Source organism: Candidatus Binataceae bacterium (genome assembly GCA_036495685.1).
In the GTDB taxonomy this organism is placed as follows: domain Bacteria; phylum Desulfobacterota; class Binatia; order Binatales; family Binataceae; genus JAFAHS01.
In genome coordinates this window covers 1-15,419 of record DASXMJ010000035.1, presented here as the reverse complement: position 1 = coordinate 15,419, position 15,419 = coordinate 1, and the positions used below count along the sequence as shown (strand labels likewise).

General features: G+C 59.9%; 16 protein-coding genes. 10 read left to right on the top strand and 6 right to left on the bottom strand.

The features are described 5' to 3' along the window. Positions 1–422: 422 nt before the first annotated feature. A complete protein-coding gene (locus VGI36_03725; protein HEY2484228.1) occupies positions 423–1,412 on the bottom strand; it encodes a zinc-binding dehydrogenase in 990 nt (329 codons plus the stop codon). Positions 1,413–1,477: 65 nt separating this feature from the next. Between VGI36_03725 and VGI36_03720 the strand changes: the two genes are divergently transcribed. From VGI36_03720 to VGI36_03690, 7 genes are all read left to right on the top strand, one after another. Then, the gene (locus VGI36_03720; GenBank protein ID HEY2484227.1) at positions 1,478–2,287 is read left to right on the top strand and encodes a GntR family transcriptional regulator; all 810 of its coding nucleotides are present in this window, start codon (positions 1,478–1,480) and stop codon (positions 2,285–2,287) included. A gap of 175 nt (positions 2,288–2,462) precedes the next feature. Continuing rightward, a complete protein-coding gene (locus VGI36_03715; GenBank protein HEY2484226.1) occupies positions 2,463–3,494 on the top strand; it encodes a hypothetical protein in 1,032 nt (343 codons plus the stop codon). Between the two features lie 7 nt (positions 3,495–3,501). Next, entirely contained in the window at positions 3,502–4,323 is an 822-nt protein-coding gene (locus VGI36_03710) for an SDR family oxidoreductase (GenBank protein HEY2484225.1), read from the top strand. A gap of 20 nt (positions 4,324–4,343) precedes the next feature. Next, entirely contained in the window at positions 4,344–5,636 is a 1,293-nt protein-coding gene (locus VGI36_03705; protein ID HEY2484224.1) for an aromatic ring-hydroxylating dioxygenase subunit alpha, read from the top strand. Further along, a complete protein-coding gene (locus VGI36_03700; protein HEY2484223.1) occupies positions 5,633–6,124 on the top strand; it encodes an aromatic-ring-hydroxylating dioxygenase subunit beta in 492 nt (163 codons plus the stop codon). Before VGI36_03705 ends, VGI36_03700 begins: the two co-directional genes overlap by 4 nt. 51 nt (positions 6,125–6,175) lie before the next feature. Next, entirely contained in the window at positions 6,176–7,162 is a 987-nt protein-coding gene (locus VGI36_03695) for an amidohydrolase family protein (protein ID HEY2484222.1), read from the top strand. Positions 7,163–7,164: 2 nt separating this feature from the next. Further along, positions 7,165–8,346, top strand: a complete 1,182-nt coding sequence (locus tag VGI36_03690) for an acyl-CoA dehydrogenase family protein (protein HEY2484221.1) — start codon at positions 7,165–7,167, stop codon at positions 8,344–8,346. 124 nt (positions 8,347–8,470) lie between these two features. Here VGI36_03690 and VGI36_03685 read toward each other — a convergent pair whose 3' ends face one another. After that, positions 8,471–9,157, bottom strand: coding sequence for a hypothetical protein (locus VGI36_03685; GenBank protein HEY2484220.1), 687 nt, complete (start codon positions 9,155–9,157; stop codon positions 8,471–8,473). A 91-nt stretch (positions 9,158–9,248) separates the two neighbouring features. Here VGI36_03685 and VGI36_03680 point away from each other — a divergent pair, with 91 nt between their 5' ends. Beyond that, a complete protein-coding gene (locus tag VGI36_03680) occupies positions 9,249–9,692 on the top strand; it encodes an HIT family protein (protein ID HEY2484219.1) in 444 nt (147 codons plus the stop codon). Positions 9,693–10,012: 320 nt separating this feature from the next. Further along, entirely contained in the window at positions 10,013–10,555 is a 543-nt protein-coding gene (locus VGI36_03675; GenBank protein ID HEY2484218.1) for an alpha/beta hydrolase, read from the top strand. A gap of 48 nt (positions 10,556–10,603) precedes the next feature. On the opposite strand, the gene VGI36_03670 is transcribed toward VGI36_03675, so the two are convergent. The 3 genes from VGI36_03670 to VGI36_03660 form a co-directional block, all read right to left on the bottom strand. Further along, positions 10,604–11,548, bottom strand: coding sequence for a ribose-phosphate pyrophosphokinase (locus VGI36_03670; GenBank protein ID HEY2484217.1), 945 nt, complete (start codon positions 11,546–11,548; stop codon positions 10,604–10,606). 105 nt (positions 11,549–11,653) lie between these two features. Then, complete coding sequence (locus VGI36_03665) at positions 11,654–12,655, bottom strand: molybdopterin-dependent oxidoreductase (protein HEY2484216.1); 1,002 nt, start codon at positions 12,653–12,655, stop codon at positions 11,654–11,656. 16 nt (positions 12,656–12,671) lie between these two features. Beyond that, positions 12,672–13,541, bottom strand: a complete 870-nt coding sequence (locus VGI36_03660; protein HEY2484215.1) for a TIGR03619 family F420-dependent LLM class oxidoreductase — start codon at positions 13,539–13,541, stop codon at positions 12,672–12,674. Between the two features lie 503 nt (positions 13,542–14,044). Here VGI36_03660 and VGI36_03655 point away from each other — a divergent pair. Next, entirely contained in the window at positions 14,045–14,434 is a 390-nt protein-coding gene (locus tag VGI36_03655) for a glycine zipper domain-containing protein (GenBank protein HEY2484214.1), read from the top strand. Positions 14,435–14,644: 210 nt separating this feature from the next. On the opposite strand, the gene VGI36_03650 is transcribed toward VGI36_03655, so the two are convergent. After that, positions 14,645–15,419 (bottom strand): DNA alkylation repair protein (locus VGI36_03650; protein ID HEY2484213.1); only part of this gene is annotated, 775 nt, incomplete at its 5' end.

The window sequence follows — 15,419 nt, the reverse complement described above, 5'->3', positions numbered from 1 at the left end:
TGGGGGTGCCGCACGGTCTCGAATGGGAAAGGATTGTTGTTCAGTCTCCTGGGTTTACCCAGTCTTGACGACCATTCTGACGACCAAACCCGTGTATCCACATAGACCGGCGTGTGCTTAATGGACTGGATATTCCAGTGAGTATCACGCCGTAGTCGTGCAAAGACGGTGAACCATGAAACTCGCAGATTGAAGGCGATTCAGCAAGCCAAGTGAAGCCCGCGCGGTGCTGGTCTTACCCGAAGCGCCTTAGCCTAAGCCGCAAGGACTGGATCCAGCGAATGTCTTTGCCCTGCGGACCGGGCAGCTCGATGCACCCCTGGCATTGTTCTCGCAGCCTGTCGCTGGGGCTTTCGCGGTCGACGCTTCACCCGGGTCAGGTCTCAGATCGGGGTGGTTGAACCTTGCCGGGTTCCGGGGCGTCATCCGGATTCGACAGTCAAAACGATCTTTCCGATTTGCGCATCGCTCAGCATGTAAGTGTGTGCATCGGTGATCCGGTCGAATGGAAAGATCCTGTCAACGACTGGTTTCAACGCACCGCGGTTGATCGCATCGAGCAGATCGCTTGCGAATCGTTCGCTGCATGCGAGGGCTTCATCTGTCGACCGGGTGCGAAAGGTAACCCCGATGAAACTTGCCCGCTTGAACGCGAGTTCATCGAGGTTGCATTCGCCGACATTGCCCCCGTTACGCCCGACGCTCACCAGCCGGCCGCGAACCGCAAGCGCATGCAGATTGTCCTTGAGCATCGGTCCGCCGACGTTGTCGATGATCACATCCACGCCGCGACCGTGAGTCGCGGCTTTGACCTCGTCAACCCAGTCCGCCTTAGAAACGTCGACGGCATGGGTTGCGCCGAGCGCGCGCAACGCATCACCCTTCGCCACCAACCGAGTCGTTGCGAAAAGCGGCTGCGCACCCAGGTAGCATGCTATCTGGACTGCCGCGGTCCCGACTCCCGAAGACCCCGCGGTAATCATCGCCGACTCACCCGAGTGCAGTTGGGCCGCCGTGACTATCGCATCGTGCGCCGTAACGAAGACGTTGGGGATCGTTGCCGCCTCGGGATAAGTCAGTGCGTCGGGGATGCGCATCAGCGCGTGCTGATTGACTGCGACTAACTCGGCATACGAACCCGGCGCGCGGCCCATCACACGGTCGCCCGCTTTCCACGAGGCGACACTTGGGGCGAGCGCGACGATTTCGCCTGCGAACTCGATTCCCCCGATGCTTGGCAGCAACTTCGGGTTGCTGGAACGAATCAGCGAGCGTGCCAGAAGCTCTCCGCGATTGGTACCGGTAGCGTGGACTCTGACCAGAACTTCACCGGCTTTGGGAGCAGGTGCGGGCACCTCGCGGTATTCGTAAACCGCGCCTTCCGGTCCGGGCACCACTAATATCGCTTTCATCGTGAGGACCTCTCGTTGGGCAAGGGCCGGTGCGGGCTTGACAATTAGAGGGTAACGGTTCAACCATGGCAATGGTTGGACCAATGGAGCACCCCCCCGCCAACACTGTCAAGCGTGGTGAATCGCGGCGCCCGCGGCTAGTCGCGTTTCGCCGCATCAAAACCACGCGGGCTTTCGAGGAAATCGCCGATCAGATTCGCAACGAGCTATCGACCCGGCGGCTTCGCGCCGGCGACCGCCTGCCTCCCGAACGGGCGCTGGCCGAGCAGTTCGGGGTCTCGCGCAATACTTTGCGCGAAGCGCTGCGCTCGCTGGAGAACGCCGGACTGCTGCGTCTTCAGAAGGGCGCTGCGGGTGGCGCGTTCGTACGCGAGAGTACTGGAGAGGCGATCGTTACTGGGCTGCGCGACATGTTTCACCTGGGCGCGATTCAGCCTGAACATCTGACTGAGGCGCGCGTGATGATCGAGTCGATCGTGGTGCGCACCGCGTGCGAACGCGCGGGTGCTGAAGACTTGGCCGCGCTCAACGCGAATATCGAAGCGGCCGAACAGGCGGCTCGCGACAAGGTCTCCTTTTACGAGCAGGCCGCCATCCATCTCGATTTCCATCGCGTGCTGGCGCGCGTGACCAAAAACCCGGTGATGGTCATCGTGATGGAAGCGCTTATCGACGTGATGCTGCACTTCATCCGCGATATCGGACAGCAGCGCAACTCGTGGGTACTGCCGTCGCGACGCAGATTTATGAAGCATTTCGCGGCCCGCGACGGTGACGCCGCGGTTACCGAGATGGGCCAGCTGCTGGAGCGTCTCAATCGCTACTATCTGTCGCTGTGGAAAGAAAAGGACCGCGCCGAGGCCGCCAATGGGTGACGATATTGCAGGGGGCGTGTGGCGTCCGATTTCACCACCATGGTCTCGGAGTCTTGTTGCGTGCCGGCCTGCGGCCGACCGCGGAGGCGAAGTGAACGAGCTCGAACTACCCAAGGGCGATTCCATCCGGACGGCTGCCTGACAACGGCGCACCAGCGCCGGGGAGAAAGTCACCGTGGGAGAGATTCTACTTGCTGGAATAACTCACTATCCGCCGCTCGCCGGTTCCGACGAGTCGATGGACTGGATTTTTAAACGCATGCTTACCAATCCGCGCCTGCCGGAACAGTACCGCCGGCCCGCTGGCTGGCCGGCGGCGATGCGCGAGGAGTGGGGCAGCGACGAAGGAACCTCTGCGGCCAGGCGTCATCGTGAGAAGCACCTGGTCTGGCTGCGCAAGATTCGCGCGGCGCTCGATGCGTTCCAGCCAGACTTCATCGTCATCTGGGGCGACGATCAGTACGAGAATTTTCGCGAAGAGATCGTTCCCGCCTACTGTATCAACGCGTTCGAGGTCTTCGAGTTCGGACCACCCCCGAAGAATGTCTGGAACGAACCCCCCGACAAGAAATTTCGCGTCAAGGGCGAGAAGAGCGCCGCGAAATACCTTGCCGGCCGCCTGATTGATGCGGGCTTCGATGCGGCCTATTCCTACAAGCCGCTGCATCATCCCCTCGGTCACGCTTTCACCAACGCGATTTTCTATCTCGACTACGATCGGAACGGCTTTCCATTCACTATCATTCCGTTCGCGGTCAATTGTTACGGCCGGCGTGTGATCGCCCAGCGCGGCGGCTTGCCGGCGTTCGAGAACCCTCCCTCGGAGGCGGATCTGGATCCTCCGGCTCCCACTCCCGCGCGCCTGTTCGATCTCGGCGCGGCGACGGCCCGAATTCTCAAGGCCAGTCCCTGGCGAGTGGCACTGCTGGCGTCGTCGGGATGGTCGCATGCATTCCTTACTCCGAAGAATTATTTCCTGTACCCGGACACCCCAGCCGATCGGCGAATGTATGACGCACTTTGTGCGGGTCGCTACGACGAATGGCGGGGCTATTCGGCGGCTGCGGTGGAGGACAGCGGCCAGCAGGAGCTGCTCAATTGGATGTGTCTGACCGGGGCGCTGTCCGAGCTCGGCCGCAAACCGAAGGAAACCGAATTCATCGACACCTGGATCTTCAACTCCTCGAAATGCTTCCTCGTCGCGTGAGCGGGACATGAAGCTTGTGGGTAAAGTCGCGCTGGTAACCGGTACCAGCCCGAATATCGGCGGGGGAATTGCGGAGGGATTGGCCGCAGAGGGGGCCGCGCTGGTGTGCGTCGATTCCCGCGGGGAGAATGCACGGGATTGCGCGCAGGCGATCGCGGGCAACGGTGGGCGTTCACTGGCCTGCACTTGCGACGTGACTGACGAGTCGCAGGTCAGCGCCGCAGTCGTACAAGCCAAAGAGGCCTTCGGCGGGGTCGATGTGCTCGTGAACAGCGCGGCGTTCTTCAATCGCAAGGGCGTGCTCGATATGCCGTTCGACGAGTGGCAGAAGCAGCTTGCAGTTATCCTCGGCGGCGCGTTCCTCTTCACCAAGCACGTCGCCAAGCTGATGATCGAGCAGGGGCGCGGGGGCGGCATCATCAACATCATTTCCACCGCGGGGCATCAGGGCGAGCCACGCAACATCGCCTACTGCACCGGCAAGAGCGGGCTCTTGAACTTCACCCGCTCCGCCGCCATGGAACTGGTTTCCCACCGCATCCGCGTGAACAGTCTGACTCCGACCGCTACCGATCCCTCAGAGTCGCTGGCGCGCGCGGCGCGATGGGGCCGCAAAACGCCGTCCGATGTGACACGCGTGACCCAAGCGTTCGAGCCGTTTCGCTCGCGGGTCGCGATGCAGAAATTGCCGGGCCCGAGCGATTACGCGCGGGCTGCGGTTTTCCTCGCTTCGGAAGACGCCGGGATGATTACCGGGATGGACTTGCGCGTCGATGGCGGCGCGATCGCGCAATACTGGGCATGGGACCCGTCGCGCAAAGAAGTGTGACCTGGCACAAGGAGACGCACATGGATAGACCAGCCGAAACTTACGTCATGGACGACCAGGCAGCGGGCCTGTTCCGAGTCAACCGGCGGGTGTTTACCGATCCGGAGTGTCTGGAGCAGGAACGGCGGCGCATCTTTGAGAAGTGCTGGATCTACGTAGGTCACGAATCCGAAGTGCCCCATGCCGGCGACTATCGCTCGCGCAATGTTGCGGGGCGGCCGATGGTCTTGGTGCGCGGCGACGACAATGTTATTCGCGTCCTGCTTAACACCTGCACCCATCGCGGCGCGCTGGTCTGCCGCCAGAAGTCCGGCAACGCCAAGACCTTTCAGTGCCCCTATCACGCGTGGACCTACAACGCGCGCGGAGAATTGGTAGGTATACCAGGCGAGGACGCCTACAGCGACGCGTTCTCGCGCGAGGAGCGCGGGCTTAGATCTCCCGCCGGTGTCGACAGCTACCGCGGTTTCGTCTTCGCGTGTTTCGATCCGGCGGCACAAAGCCTCTACGACTACCTGGCCCGGGCGCGCGAATACCTCGATCTGGTCGCCGACCAGTCCGAACTCGGGATGAAAGTGGTCGCCGGGCAGCAGTCATACAGCGCCCGGGCGAACTGGAAGCTGCTGGTCGAGAACAGCTACGACGGCTACCACGGGCTGCCTACTCATCAGCGCTACTTCACTTTTCTGAGCGACATCGGAATCGATGTGCGATCGCGTGACATGGCCTCCCCGCCGCATCAGAAACCGATCGATCTTGGCAACGGACACGCGGTGCTGGAGTACCAGAGCGCGTGGGGTCGCCCCATCGCGCATTGGGTGCCGCCTTTCGGTGAGCACCGTAAGGCTCACTTTGAGGAATTGCGCGCGAAGTTCGACAGACGGTTCGGCAAGGAGCGCGCGTGGCGAATCTGTGAGACCAGTCGCAACCTCGGAATCTTCCCGAACCTGGTCATCAACGACATCATGGCGGTCACGATTCGCACCTTCTATCCGGTTTCTCCCGGATACATGGAGGTGAATGCCTGGGCGCTCGCGCCGGTCGAAGAGAGCGCAGAGGACTCCGCACTGCGCCTGGACAATTTCCTTACTTTCCTCGGGCCGGGCGGCTTTGCGACTCCCGACGATGTCGAAATGCTCGAATCATGTCAGCGCGGCTTTCTAAACCGCGAAGTCGAATGGTCGGACATTTCGCGCGGAATGAAGCGCGAGCACCCATCCATAACCGACGAACTGCAGATGCGCGCGTTCTGGCGGCGCTGGAACCAGCTGATGACCGAGCCGCAGATTCAGCGCGCGAGACGTGCCGCGTGAGCGCCGGGGAACTTCCAAGCAGACAGGAGGTCGAGGATCTTCTGTATAAGGAAGCGGCGCTGCTCGATGAGTGGCGGCTTGAGGAATGGCTCGAACTGCTTAGCGACGACGCAGTATACGAGATTCCTCCCACCGATGTACCCGAAGGCGATGCCCGCAACACCTTGTTCATCATCGCGGACGACGCCGTTAGGATCCGCTCACGCGTAAAACAACTGCTGGGTAAGTCGGCGTGGGCGGAAAATCCGCCATCGCGCACTCGCCGGATGATCAGCAACGTGCGCGTTCTCGGTGCCGACGGCGACCGCATCCTCGCGACCGCCAATTTCGCCGTGCACCGGATGCGCTACGAATCGGTAGATACCTACATCGGCCGGTACGACTACAAGCTCGTTCGTGTCGGCAACGAACTAAAAATAAAAGAGCGAAGAGCAGTCCTCGACAACGAAGCACTCCGTCCGCACGGCAAGATCAGTTTCATTTTGTAAAGACGTTGCCCGCTCCGCGTCAAAGGCGTAGCGGAAGGACCCGCTCACACCATGAACGCAATCGATATGCACAACCACCTCGTGGCGCCCGAGGTGATCGACTTCCTTGCGCGGGAAGGGAGGCACTACGCGACCAGGATTGTCGAACGCGACGGTCGCAGGTTCTTTCTCATCCAGGAGAAGGCCACGCGCCCCCTGGAGGGGCCGATCTCGGTTGCCGCGGCGCGCATAGCCGACATGGAGCGAGAAGGTATCGCGCTGCAAGCAATCTCGTGTGTCCCGTTTCTGATGTACCCAGACGTTGCGAATGACCTCGGTCTCGCTATCGCGCAGGTGAACAATGACGCACTGGCGGCGCTCGCGCGGAGCGACTCGCGGCATTTCGCGCCACTTGCATCAGTTCCTCTCCAGAACCCGGTCGCCGCGGCCAAGGAACTCGAACGTGCCGCCAAGTTGGGACTGCGCGGCGTGGAAATCCCTCCCAAGATCGGCGAGCGACAGCTCGACGAACCCGATTTCGAGGTTTTCTGGGCTGCGGCCGAAGCGTTGGAGATGGCGGTCTGCGTTCATCCTTTTGAAGCTGCACCGGCTGGGGCATTGGGCCGGTACTTTCTCGGCAATCTGGTTGGCAATCTCTACGACACCGGCCTGGCGGCTGCGCTCCTGATCTACGGCGGGGTGCTCGAACGCCATCCGCAGCTGAAGGTCGTGCTGTATCACGCCGGTGGTGCGCTGCCCGCGCTGCTGGGTCGGCTGGACATGGGCTATCGCCTGGTGCCGGAGTGCAAACAGGCAATTCCACGGCCGCCGTCGACTTACCTACCGCAGTTTCATTTCGACATCATCGCGCACAGCCGCCCGATGCTGGGTCATTTGGTCGGTAATTACGGCGCGGATCGATTCGTAGTCGGCAGCGACTACCCGCTGCCGGCCGGGCTCGCCCACCCGGTGGAGGAGGTGAAAGCGCTTAAGCTGGATGCCGAGAGTGAGGCGAAGATTCTGTCCGGCAATGCCAGAGGAGTCCTGCGATTGAGCTAACGATGAATTTTGATTTCACAACGGAAGAGAATCGGTTTCGCGACACCTTGCGGGCGTGGCTCGACCACAATGCCCCGGCGCTGCTGGGCGATGGCCCACAATATGCCGACCCGGAAAAACGATGGGAACGCGCGATGCGCTGGCACAAGGCGCTTTTCGAGGCCGGATGGGTCGGCATTTATTGGCCGCAGGAATATGGCGGTCGCGGCGCCACGCTGGTGGAGCAGTACATCCACGAGGAGGAGATGGATCGGATTAACGCGCCGGGAACGATCAATCCGGTCGGTTTGAATATCGCCGGTCCCACGATCATGCAGTGGGGTACCGAAGAGATGAAGCATCGCTACCTGCCGCCGATCCTGTCGGGCGATGAAATCTGGTGCCAAGGATATTCCGAACCAGGGGCCGGTTCCGATGTCGCATCACTGACCACGCGGGCGGAAGATCGCGGCGATTATTTTGTCGTCAATGGACAGAAAGTCTGGACCACGCTCGCGCATCGCGCACATTTCTGTCTGCTTTTGTGCCGCACCGATCCGTCGGCGCCGAAACACAAAGGGCTCTCTTACATGCTGGTCGATATGAAGACTCCGGGCATCACGGTGCGCCCGCTTGTTCAGATGACCGGCAACCGTGACTTCAACGAGATATTTTTCGAAGACGTCGCGGTTCCCAAGGTCAACCTGCTTGGTCCGCAGAACGACGGATGGCGGGTCGGGGTGACCACCCTTATGTTCGAGCGAATTACGGTTGGTGCACTGCTTCAGATCGAACGTGAAGCGGAGCGCCTGAGAGAACTGCTCACTCGCCTGGATGCGTCCGGTCGGCGTCCGGCAGACGATCCATCGGTAAGGCAGCGATTTGCGCAGATCCAGACAGAGTGCCAGGCCGCGCGCTATAGTTCGCTGCGGAGTCTCACTCGCAGATTCAAGGGGCAGCCGCCTGGGCCGGAAGGATCGATCGCCAAACTGTTGAGGACCGAAACGATGCTACGGATGGTGAGTTTCGCCGAGGAGGTCCTGGGACCATACGCGCAACTGGTTGAAGGCTCCCCCTTTGCGGTCGAGCATGGGCGCTGGATACACTCGCTTTTCTACGCGCGCGCCCAGACGATCGCGGGTGGTACTTCCGAGATTCAGCGAAATGTGATCGGAGAGCGGGTGCTGGGTCTGCCAAAAGGCTGATCTACAGCCAGAGAGCGAGTCGCTCGCCCATCGGATTCAAAAGCCCGGACCGCGCACCGCGGATGCCGGCCTCCGTCCAACTCTCCGCCGTTCAACGGTTTAGCGGAGCGAGCGTCAAGTGGCCTCATTGCGACCAGCCCGCCCATCGCCCGAAGCGGTCCTTGGCCCGCTCGTAGTAATAGCTCCATCCTGTCGTCGGCGCGGGTGCGGGCCGGGGGTGTGCGGCGGCGAATTTCTTCTTAGTCACTCTCCGATGTACGACCGGCCGAACCGTCTCGCCCAAATCACTTTTCTCATCGCCGCTATCGGCCGCGACACTGTTGTCTCCTCGTGCAATCCAATCGTGGCGCTGCGTAGCACCTTCCTCGGTCAGAAGAGTCAGCATCTCGCCGCCGATATGCAGCCGAACGCCGTTGCCCCACATCCAGTTGGCGATGACTAGTTCCGGGTCTCCGCAATAATCACAGGTGTCCGGCTCGCCGTACTGCTGGACCATCTTGTCGTACCAGGAACGCGCATTGTACGCATCGAGCATGACCTGCCCGCCAACCACGTGGCCCTTGTAGATATTGAATGCTGCGGCACTCTTGGTACCTACGCCCTTTAGGTCAAGGGTTTGATAGACCTGGAATTGCCGGTCGCTGTCCGGGTTACGGCTCACTTCCGGATGGCGCTGTTTCAGTTCGCTTAGCGTGGTGCCAAACGGAACTCCACCGAACTCGGAGGGCGGCGGCGAGGTCGCGGCGTAGGTCGAGCCGACACATGACATGCAGAGAATGGCCATCGCGACTCGGGCACGTACGCGGGGCATGACTTCATCCTAGCACGCGTCGCTCGCCTGCAAGCGGTTTCCTACCATCGACGGCCTCGATCTGTTCTTCGTCGTGAGTAAAATTCTAACTATGCCGCCCCGCCGAGAATCAAGTTGTCTTTTTTGCTCTATGGTGAACGGAACCGAGACTTACAGTCTCGTTCACGAAACCGAGTCGGTGCTTGCACTGATGGATATTCAACCGGTGAACCCCGGGCACGTGCTAGTGGTGTCGAAGACTCACGCCACTTACCTTGCCGACCTTGCTCCGGACCTCGGTGGTGAGATCTTTCGGGTGGGCATGCTGGTGGCGGCGGGGCTGCGCCAAAGCGGGGTTCGATGCGAGGGGGTTAATCTTTTTCTGGCGGATGGAGCCGCGGCAGGTCAGGAGGTCTTTCACGTGCACCTCCACGTCTTTCCGCGATTTGAACACGACGGCTTTGGCTTGCGTTTCGGGCCAGACAATCGGAAGCGGCCAGGCCGCGCGGAACTGGACCGAATTGCGGCGCGACTCCGGAACTCAATTACGCAATGATCTGAGTCCGCCACGACATCGCGATGCGAATAGAAATCGACGGCGGACGATTGTTTTTCGACGTGGTTGAGCCAAGCTTGTCCCCGACGGCGTCCGGATGATCGAGCGACCGACGGTGATCGCGCTGCATGGCGGTCCGGAGGTGACCATTCGTACCTAGAATATGAGCTTGCACCGCTCGCCGAATTCCCCAACTGGTGTTTCCGGACATGCGCAGCACGGGAAGGAGTGACCCTACCTCTTCGGAGCAATGGACCGTCGATCGATGGGCGGACGATGTGCGCGCCCTGTGCGGCGCGCTCGAGATCGAGTAGCCCATCGTGCTTGGACATTCCTATGGTGGCTATGTCGCGATGGCGTATGCATCGCGGTATCACGATCACCCAGGCAAGCTCATTCTCTATGGTGCCGAAGCACGGCAGAATGCGGCCGAGTCTCTGGAGACGTTCCGCAGACTGGGAGGGGCGCGCGCGTATCGGGCAGCAAAGAGCTTTTTCGATGGTCCGAACCTGAAAACCGGCCTGGCGTTCACGAAACACTGCCTCCCGCTTTACACACGCAAGCCGGAAGATCCGAACAAGCAAATGCGTATGCTAGCCAACGGCGAGATGACCATGCACCTTCTGCGGAGCGAGTTGCGGACGATCGATTTGACGCTACGCATGGGTTCGATTCGCCGTCCGACACTGATCCTGAGCGACGAAGATGACCCTGCGTGCCCCGTCGAAGCGGCCATGGAAATGGCATCGCTGCTTCGCCCGCGACTGGTGCGCTTCGAGCGCATCTCCAATGCGGGTCACTCGGTGTTGAATGATCAACCCGAGCTAGCCCTGCGAATTCTTCGCGACTTTATCGCTTCGTGAACAGACGAGGTCAGGACCGCAAAAATACTCCTGGTCCTCGACGCGCTTTTATGATGGGAAGAGCACGCTGATGCTTTCGCGCTTATGGATCCGTCGAATGGCCTCTCCGAAGAGCGGTGCCACGGAGACCACCTGAACCTTCGAAGAAAGCACAACTGGCTGGGTTTCGATTGAGTCGGTTACCAGAAGATTTCGAATCGGACTCTGCTCAAGCCGTTCCATCGATCCTTCGCTGAATACCCCATGCGAGACCGCGGCGTAGACGGCAAGCGCGCCGCGCTCGATGAGCTTGTGCGCGGCGTTGACCAGGGTGCCGGTAGAGATCGTGAAGTCGTCAACGATCAATGCGTTTTTTCCCCGCACCTCGCCGATGATCTCGAGGATCTCGGCGCGTTCGTCATGAGCCTTACGCTGTTTGTCCGCGACCGCGATTGAAGTGCCCAGAAACGAAGCATACTTGCGCGCTTGCTTCACGAAGCCGGTGTCGGGAGACACGACGATAAGATTTGGCAGTTGCTTGTGGGCAAGTTCTTCGCAGAGTACCGGCAGCGCATATAGGTCATCTACCGGAATGTGAAAGAAGCCCTGGATCTGGGGAGCGTGCAAGTCCAGCGTCACCACACGGTCGGCGCCGGCAACCTCGATCGCGTCAGCGCATACCCGGGCCCGAATCGATACTCTGGGCTCATCCTTCTTATCGCCTTTCGCGTAGCTGAAATAGGGCATGACGACGGTCACGGACTCGGCGCTGGCACGCTTCAATGCGTCGGTCCAGAAAAGGAGCTCCATGAAGTTGTCGTTGGTCGGAAAGACCGTGGACTGTACCAGGTAAACGTGCCGTCCCCGGACGTTCTCTCTCACGCGCACGAACAAATTCCCGTCCGAGAAACGCAATACCTCACCTGTTCCCGGGCGGGTCTGCAGGTATTCGCAGATCTTGAGTGTCAGCTTGGGACTGCCACTTCCACCGAAGATGACAAGGTCGTCGGTCATGGTCCGCTATCTCATCGGAGCAAGAATTTTCCTGGTTGTCGAGCGGGTGGGTCTCACGCACTGTGCAGGAGGGTTGGGTGCCCGATTCGTCTATGTGCTGAATAATTAAACGATCGACGTGACTTCGAGGGGCAACTGCGGCTGACCACTCATACCGCTGCCGGTCTGAGGGTCAGTTGCCGGCTGCGCGACGCCTCTACCGTCGGTGGCGCGCACGCTGATTACATATTTTCCGGGTGCAGCGGGAGTGAAGCGATGTCTCCAAACCGTCCACACGTACGGTGACTGATTTGCAACGAGTTGTGCATCGCGCCAATTTCTACCGGCATCACTCGAAACCTGGACCCGCCTGATTCCCGAAGGACCCGCGAGCGCCCACCCCCAGATTTCCACCGGTGCGACCACCTTTGCGGCCCCGTCGAATATAAGTCCCCCCTCCGCGCGTGGTGAGAAGAAACCGGAATTGGTTTTGCGCCACCCGCTATTAGTCCAGCCGCGGGCTTCCCAGTATCCGGGGGTCTCATGATCGAGAAATTCGAGTTCGGTGATCCACTTCGGTTGCTTCATTCCGTATTTTCCCGGGATGAAAATTCTCACCGGAAATCCATGTTCCGGCGGCAGCGCCATTCCATTCATTATCCACGGAAGGAAATTCTCCTCGCGCAGCAAATCGTCGACCGGAAGTCCGGTGTGGTACCCGTCCGCCCCGCGCATGGCGACCCACACGGCTGTGCGCTTGATTCCGACACGATCGAGAAGCGGCCTAAGCTTGACCCCACGCCATGCCGCGTTGCCAATCACGGTTCCGCCGGGTGGATTGCCAATACACTCCAGCGTCAAGGTCTGGTTGACCTGAGGAAGCTCCTGGAGTTGCCGATAGGAAATCTTCAGCGGATTCGCAACCAGCCCCTTGATCTGAAGGGTCCAAGCGGATGGATCTACGAGCGGAGTGCGTGCGAAGGAGGTCACATAGAATTGCGAGTTGGGCGTGGGACCGCCGAACTTCGTGGATGACGCCGCCGCCGTGCCTTTGGCGGCGGGCAAAGCGGCGAAGATGATGGCGGAACCAGCGAAACGTACGAACTCGCGCCGCGAATAGGCGTTCATTGTTCCTATACAACGACTACGAGGCGCGCGGGGATCCGAGCTTTGCGATGATTTTCTCACCGAAGCGACGGACGTTATCAATCATCTCCTGACCCTCGCTGGCAAAACCCGCCACCATGTCGGTAGCACCGAGGTCCGCAAGGCGCCGGTAGTCATCGGCGGTGCTTGCGGTTACGTCCATGACGTGAATTTCGTAATCGGGCCGACTGAGGGTTCCGTATCGTTCGCGCAGGTCATTGAGCTCAGCAATCATGGCTTTCAGGGCGTCGGTATCGGCATTCGCCGAGATCCATCCGTCGCACAGACGGGCGGCTCGGGCCAACGCGGCCTTGCTGTGGCCGCCGTACAGTATCGGTACCGGACGATCGGGGACCGGATTCAGTTTAATCGGCCCGATGTCATAGTTTTGACTGTGAAATTCGAAGTACCGTCCGCTCATCGCGGCGCGAATGATCGCTATGCTTTCGTCCATGAGCCTGCCGCGTTTTTCGAAATCGAGACCGTTGTAGCTGAAGTCTTCGCGCCATGGACTAAGGCCGGCGCCCAGGCTGACGCGGTTACCCGAGATGACCGCTAGTGAACTCAGCGCCTTGGCGAGTACCAGAGGCTGCCTTACCGGGACTTTCATGACCGCAGGATAGAATCGCAAGGTCTTGGTAACCGCAGCCATCCAGGACATTGCAATGAAAGGTTCGATGAAAGGAGTTGCCGAAATGTACTGGCGGATGTTGTCGGTATCGGCATATGGATAACGCGATACCGTACTTTGCGGAAAGAAAAGACTGTCCGGGATCGTGATCGACGTCCACCCGGAGGCCTCGGCCGCCTGGGCGATCGCAACAAAATCCCGATACTCGCCTCGGGAGAGCATTAGGGTGAAACGCATTGCGGTGCCTCGCGTCGCTTACTGGAGCTTAACCCATTGCGCAGAATAGCCGATAACGTGATGAGCGTGGCGAACTCGTCTCGGGTCTGCTTCCTTCTCATCAGCAATAGTCCAGCTCAATCGGCCTTCTCGGCAGAGAGCTTCGCATGACCGATGGAAATCGCCGCGGACGAATCAGAAGAGCGTTTCAGCTGACGAGGAACGGGTTCACCCTGCTCTGAAGATATCCGAGAGGCTTCAGATGGCGCGCGGGGCGACTACTTACTTCTTGCTCCTAAGCATCGTTAAATCCAGCCTTGGCAGTTTTCACCGCGCAAGGGTGTGAGGTTCGCTGATGGAAAGAACTTCTTTGTAAAATTTGCACATTCAATCACTCAAAAGTCAAAAAAAGGCTTTTAATCCAAGAGAATCGGATCAGGCACGCCCCTAGCAAGGAGGAGGAAGCCGCTGCGCTCCGCGTGGGGAGGCACCCGCGACGCAGCCTGCGGCACGGAGTGGACTTTATGAAACCTTTCTTAATATGCGGAGCGGCAACACTCCTTCTGCTCGGTATGCTCGCCGGCAGCAGCAGGGCACAGAGCCTGACCACGACCGATGAAGGCATTATCGGCGGCGCGGTGCTGGGGGCGGGCACCGGCGCTATCGTCGGCGCAGGAGTTCATCACGCGGGAAAGGGCGCATTGATTGGCGCGGGCCTAGGGGCAGTAACCGGCGGTGTGGTAGGGCATGAATTGCAAAACCAGCAGAACGCGCAAGGGCGACTGCAGAGTGAGGTCTCAGCGCAGCAGCGCCAAATCGATCGTCAACGAGCCGAGATCGAGCAGCTGAAGCAGGACCAGCCAGTATCGTCGGATAGCCGGCCAGCCAACGAGCACCTGCAAGAGACCGAATGACCACCTGCAAGAGACCGAATGACCTTTGCACAATACCGCAGAGGCTCACAGTGCGCATGGGACGCGAGCTCACCAAGTACGTGTCCCTTCAAGCGGGTGAGTGGGCGGTAAAGCATCCTCCCTGCTGGACCGAATAAGAAGAAACAGCGACCAGAGTTTGTGAAAAGCGCTTTCGGATTTCGAGGTCAGCCCTTACCTCGCATCCTTCAGCTACTTCCGTCCCGTCGCGATCTTTCTTCTGGTCTCACGCACGGCGACGGCGGGGAGCGAGGACAGATTCTTTTTCAGATAGGCGGCGACAACCCCCTTGTGATGCCGCACCATGCTGCGCAGAAGCCATGAGACCGCCTTGGTGATGATGATCTCGCGTTCAGGCTGCAGCAAACGGATGACCTCGAAGCCCAGGTCGGCAAGTCGCTGGTCGTCGGAATAGCGAACCGGAGCGGTCAGCAAGACCAGCGCCGCGCGGCGTTTGTTGATATTTCGGTCGCGCGAGAGTGCGAGGATGAATCGCTCCCACCCGCGCCAATTCGCGAGGATCTCTTCGGCGCTGAACACCCCACCGCAGAGCATATCGATCTCGGCCCATCCAACGAGGTCGTCGAGCCAAGCGTTGAGCTCGCTCAGTTTAACTGTGTTACGGCCAGTAGAATGATATGAGAGCAGGATACTCGCCAGGGTCTTCTCCTCGTGGGACTCTCCACGATAGAGACTCTCGAGCACGGCTAAAAATTCGGTGGCCGTGATGTCCTTGTTTTTCTTGAGCCACGCTTTCGCGATTGTCCTCCGCATGGGAACGGAAACATCGAGGTAGTGATGCCCACTGCTCAGATAGCTGTCGTTCGACTGCGAGTGCACTCGGCTACGCCGATGCTTTTCGAGGTCACCCAGCAAGACGCGGTGATGTGCGTGCATCTGTAATCTTCCGAAGTCGAAATATCTGTCGGTGCAGGCGCGAAGGTTGCGGGTGGATTGTCTTGATATC

Coding starts and splice junctions, on each gene's coding strand:
- VGI36_03725 (HEY2484228.1), bottom strand. CDS start 1,412: ATGAAAGCGATATTAGTGGTGCCCGGACCGGAAGGCGCGGTTTACGAA.
- VGI36_03720 (HEY2484227.1), top strand. CDS start 1,478: ATGGCAATGGTTGGACCAATGGAGCACCCCCCCGCCAACACTGTCAAG.
- VGI36_03710 (HEY2484225.1), top strand. CDS start 3,502: ATGAAGCTTGTGGGTAAAGTCGCGCTGGTAACCGGTACCAGCCCGAAT.
- VGI36_03705 (HEY2484224.1), top strand. CDS start 4,344: ATGGATAGACCAGCCGAAACTTACGTCATGGACGACCAGGCAGCGGGC.
- VGI36_03695 (HEY2484222.1), top strand. CDS start 6,176: ATGAACGCAATCGATATGCACAACCACCTCGTGGCGCCCGAGGTGATC.
- VGI36_03690 (HEY2484221.1), top strand. CDS start 7,165: ATGAATTTTGATTTCACAACGGAAGAGAATCGGTTTCGCGACACCTTG.
- VGI36_03685 (HEY2484220.1), bottom strand. CDS start 9,157: ATGCCCCGCGTACGTGCCCGAGTCGCGATGGCCATTCTCTGCATGTCA.
- VGI36_03680 (HEY2484219.1), top strand. CDS start 9,249: ATGCCGCCCCGCCGAGAATCAAGTTGTCTTTTTTGCTCTATGGTGAAC.
- VGI36_03670 (HEY2484217.1), bottom strand. CDS start 11,548: ATGACCGACGACCTTGTCATCTTCGGTGGAAGTGGCAGTCCCAAGCTG.
- VGI36_03665 (HEY2484216.1), bottom strand. CDS start 12,655: ATGAACGCCTATTCGCGGCGCGAGTTCGTACGTTTCGCTGGTTCCGCC.
- VGI36_03660 (HEY2484215.1), bottom strand. CDS start 13,541: ATGCGTTTCACCCTAATGCTCTCCCGAGGCGAGTATCGGGATTTTGTT.
- VGI36_03655 (HEY2484214.1), top strand. CDS start 14,045: ATGAAACCTTTCTTAATATGCGGAGCGGCAACACTCCTTCTGCTCGGT.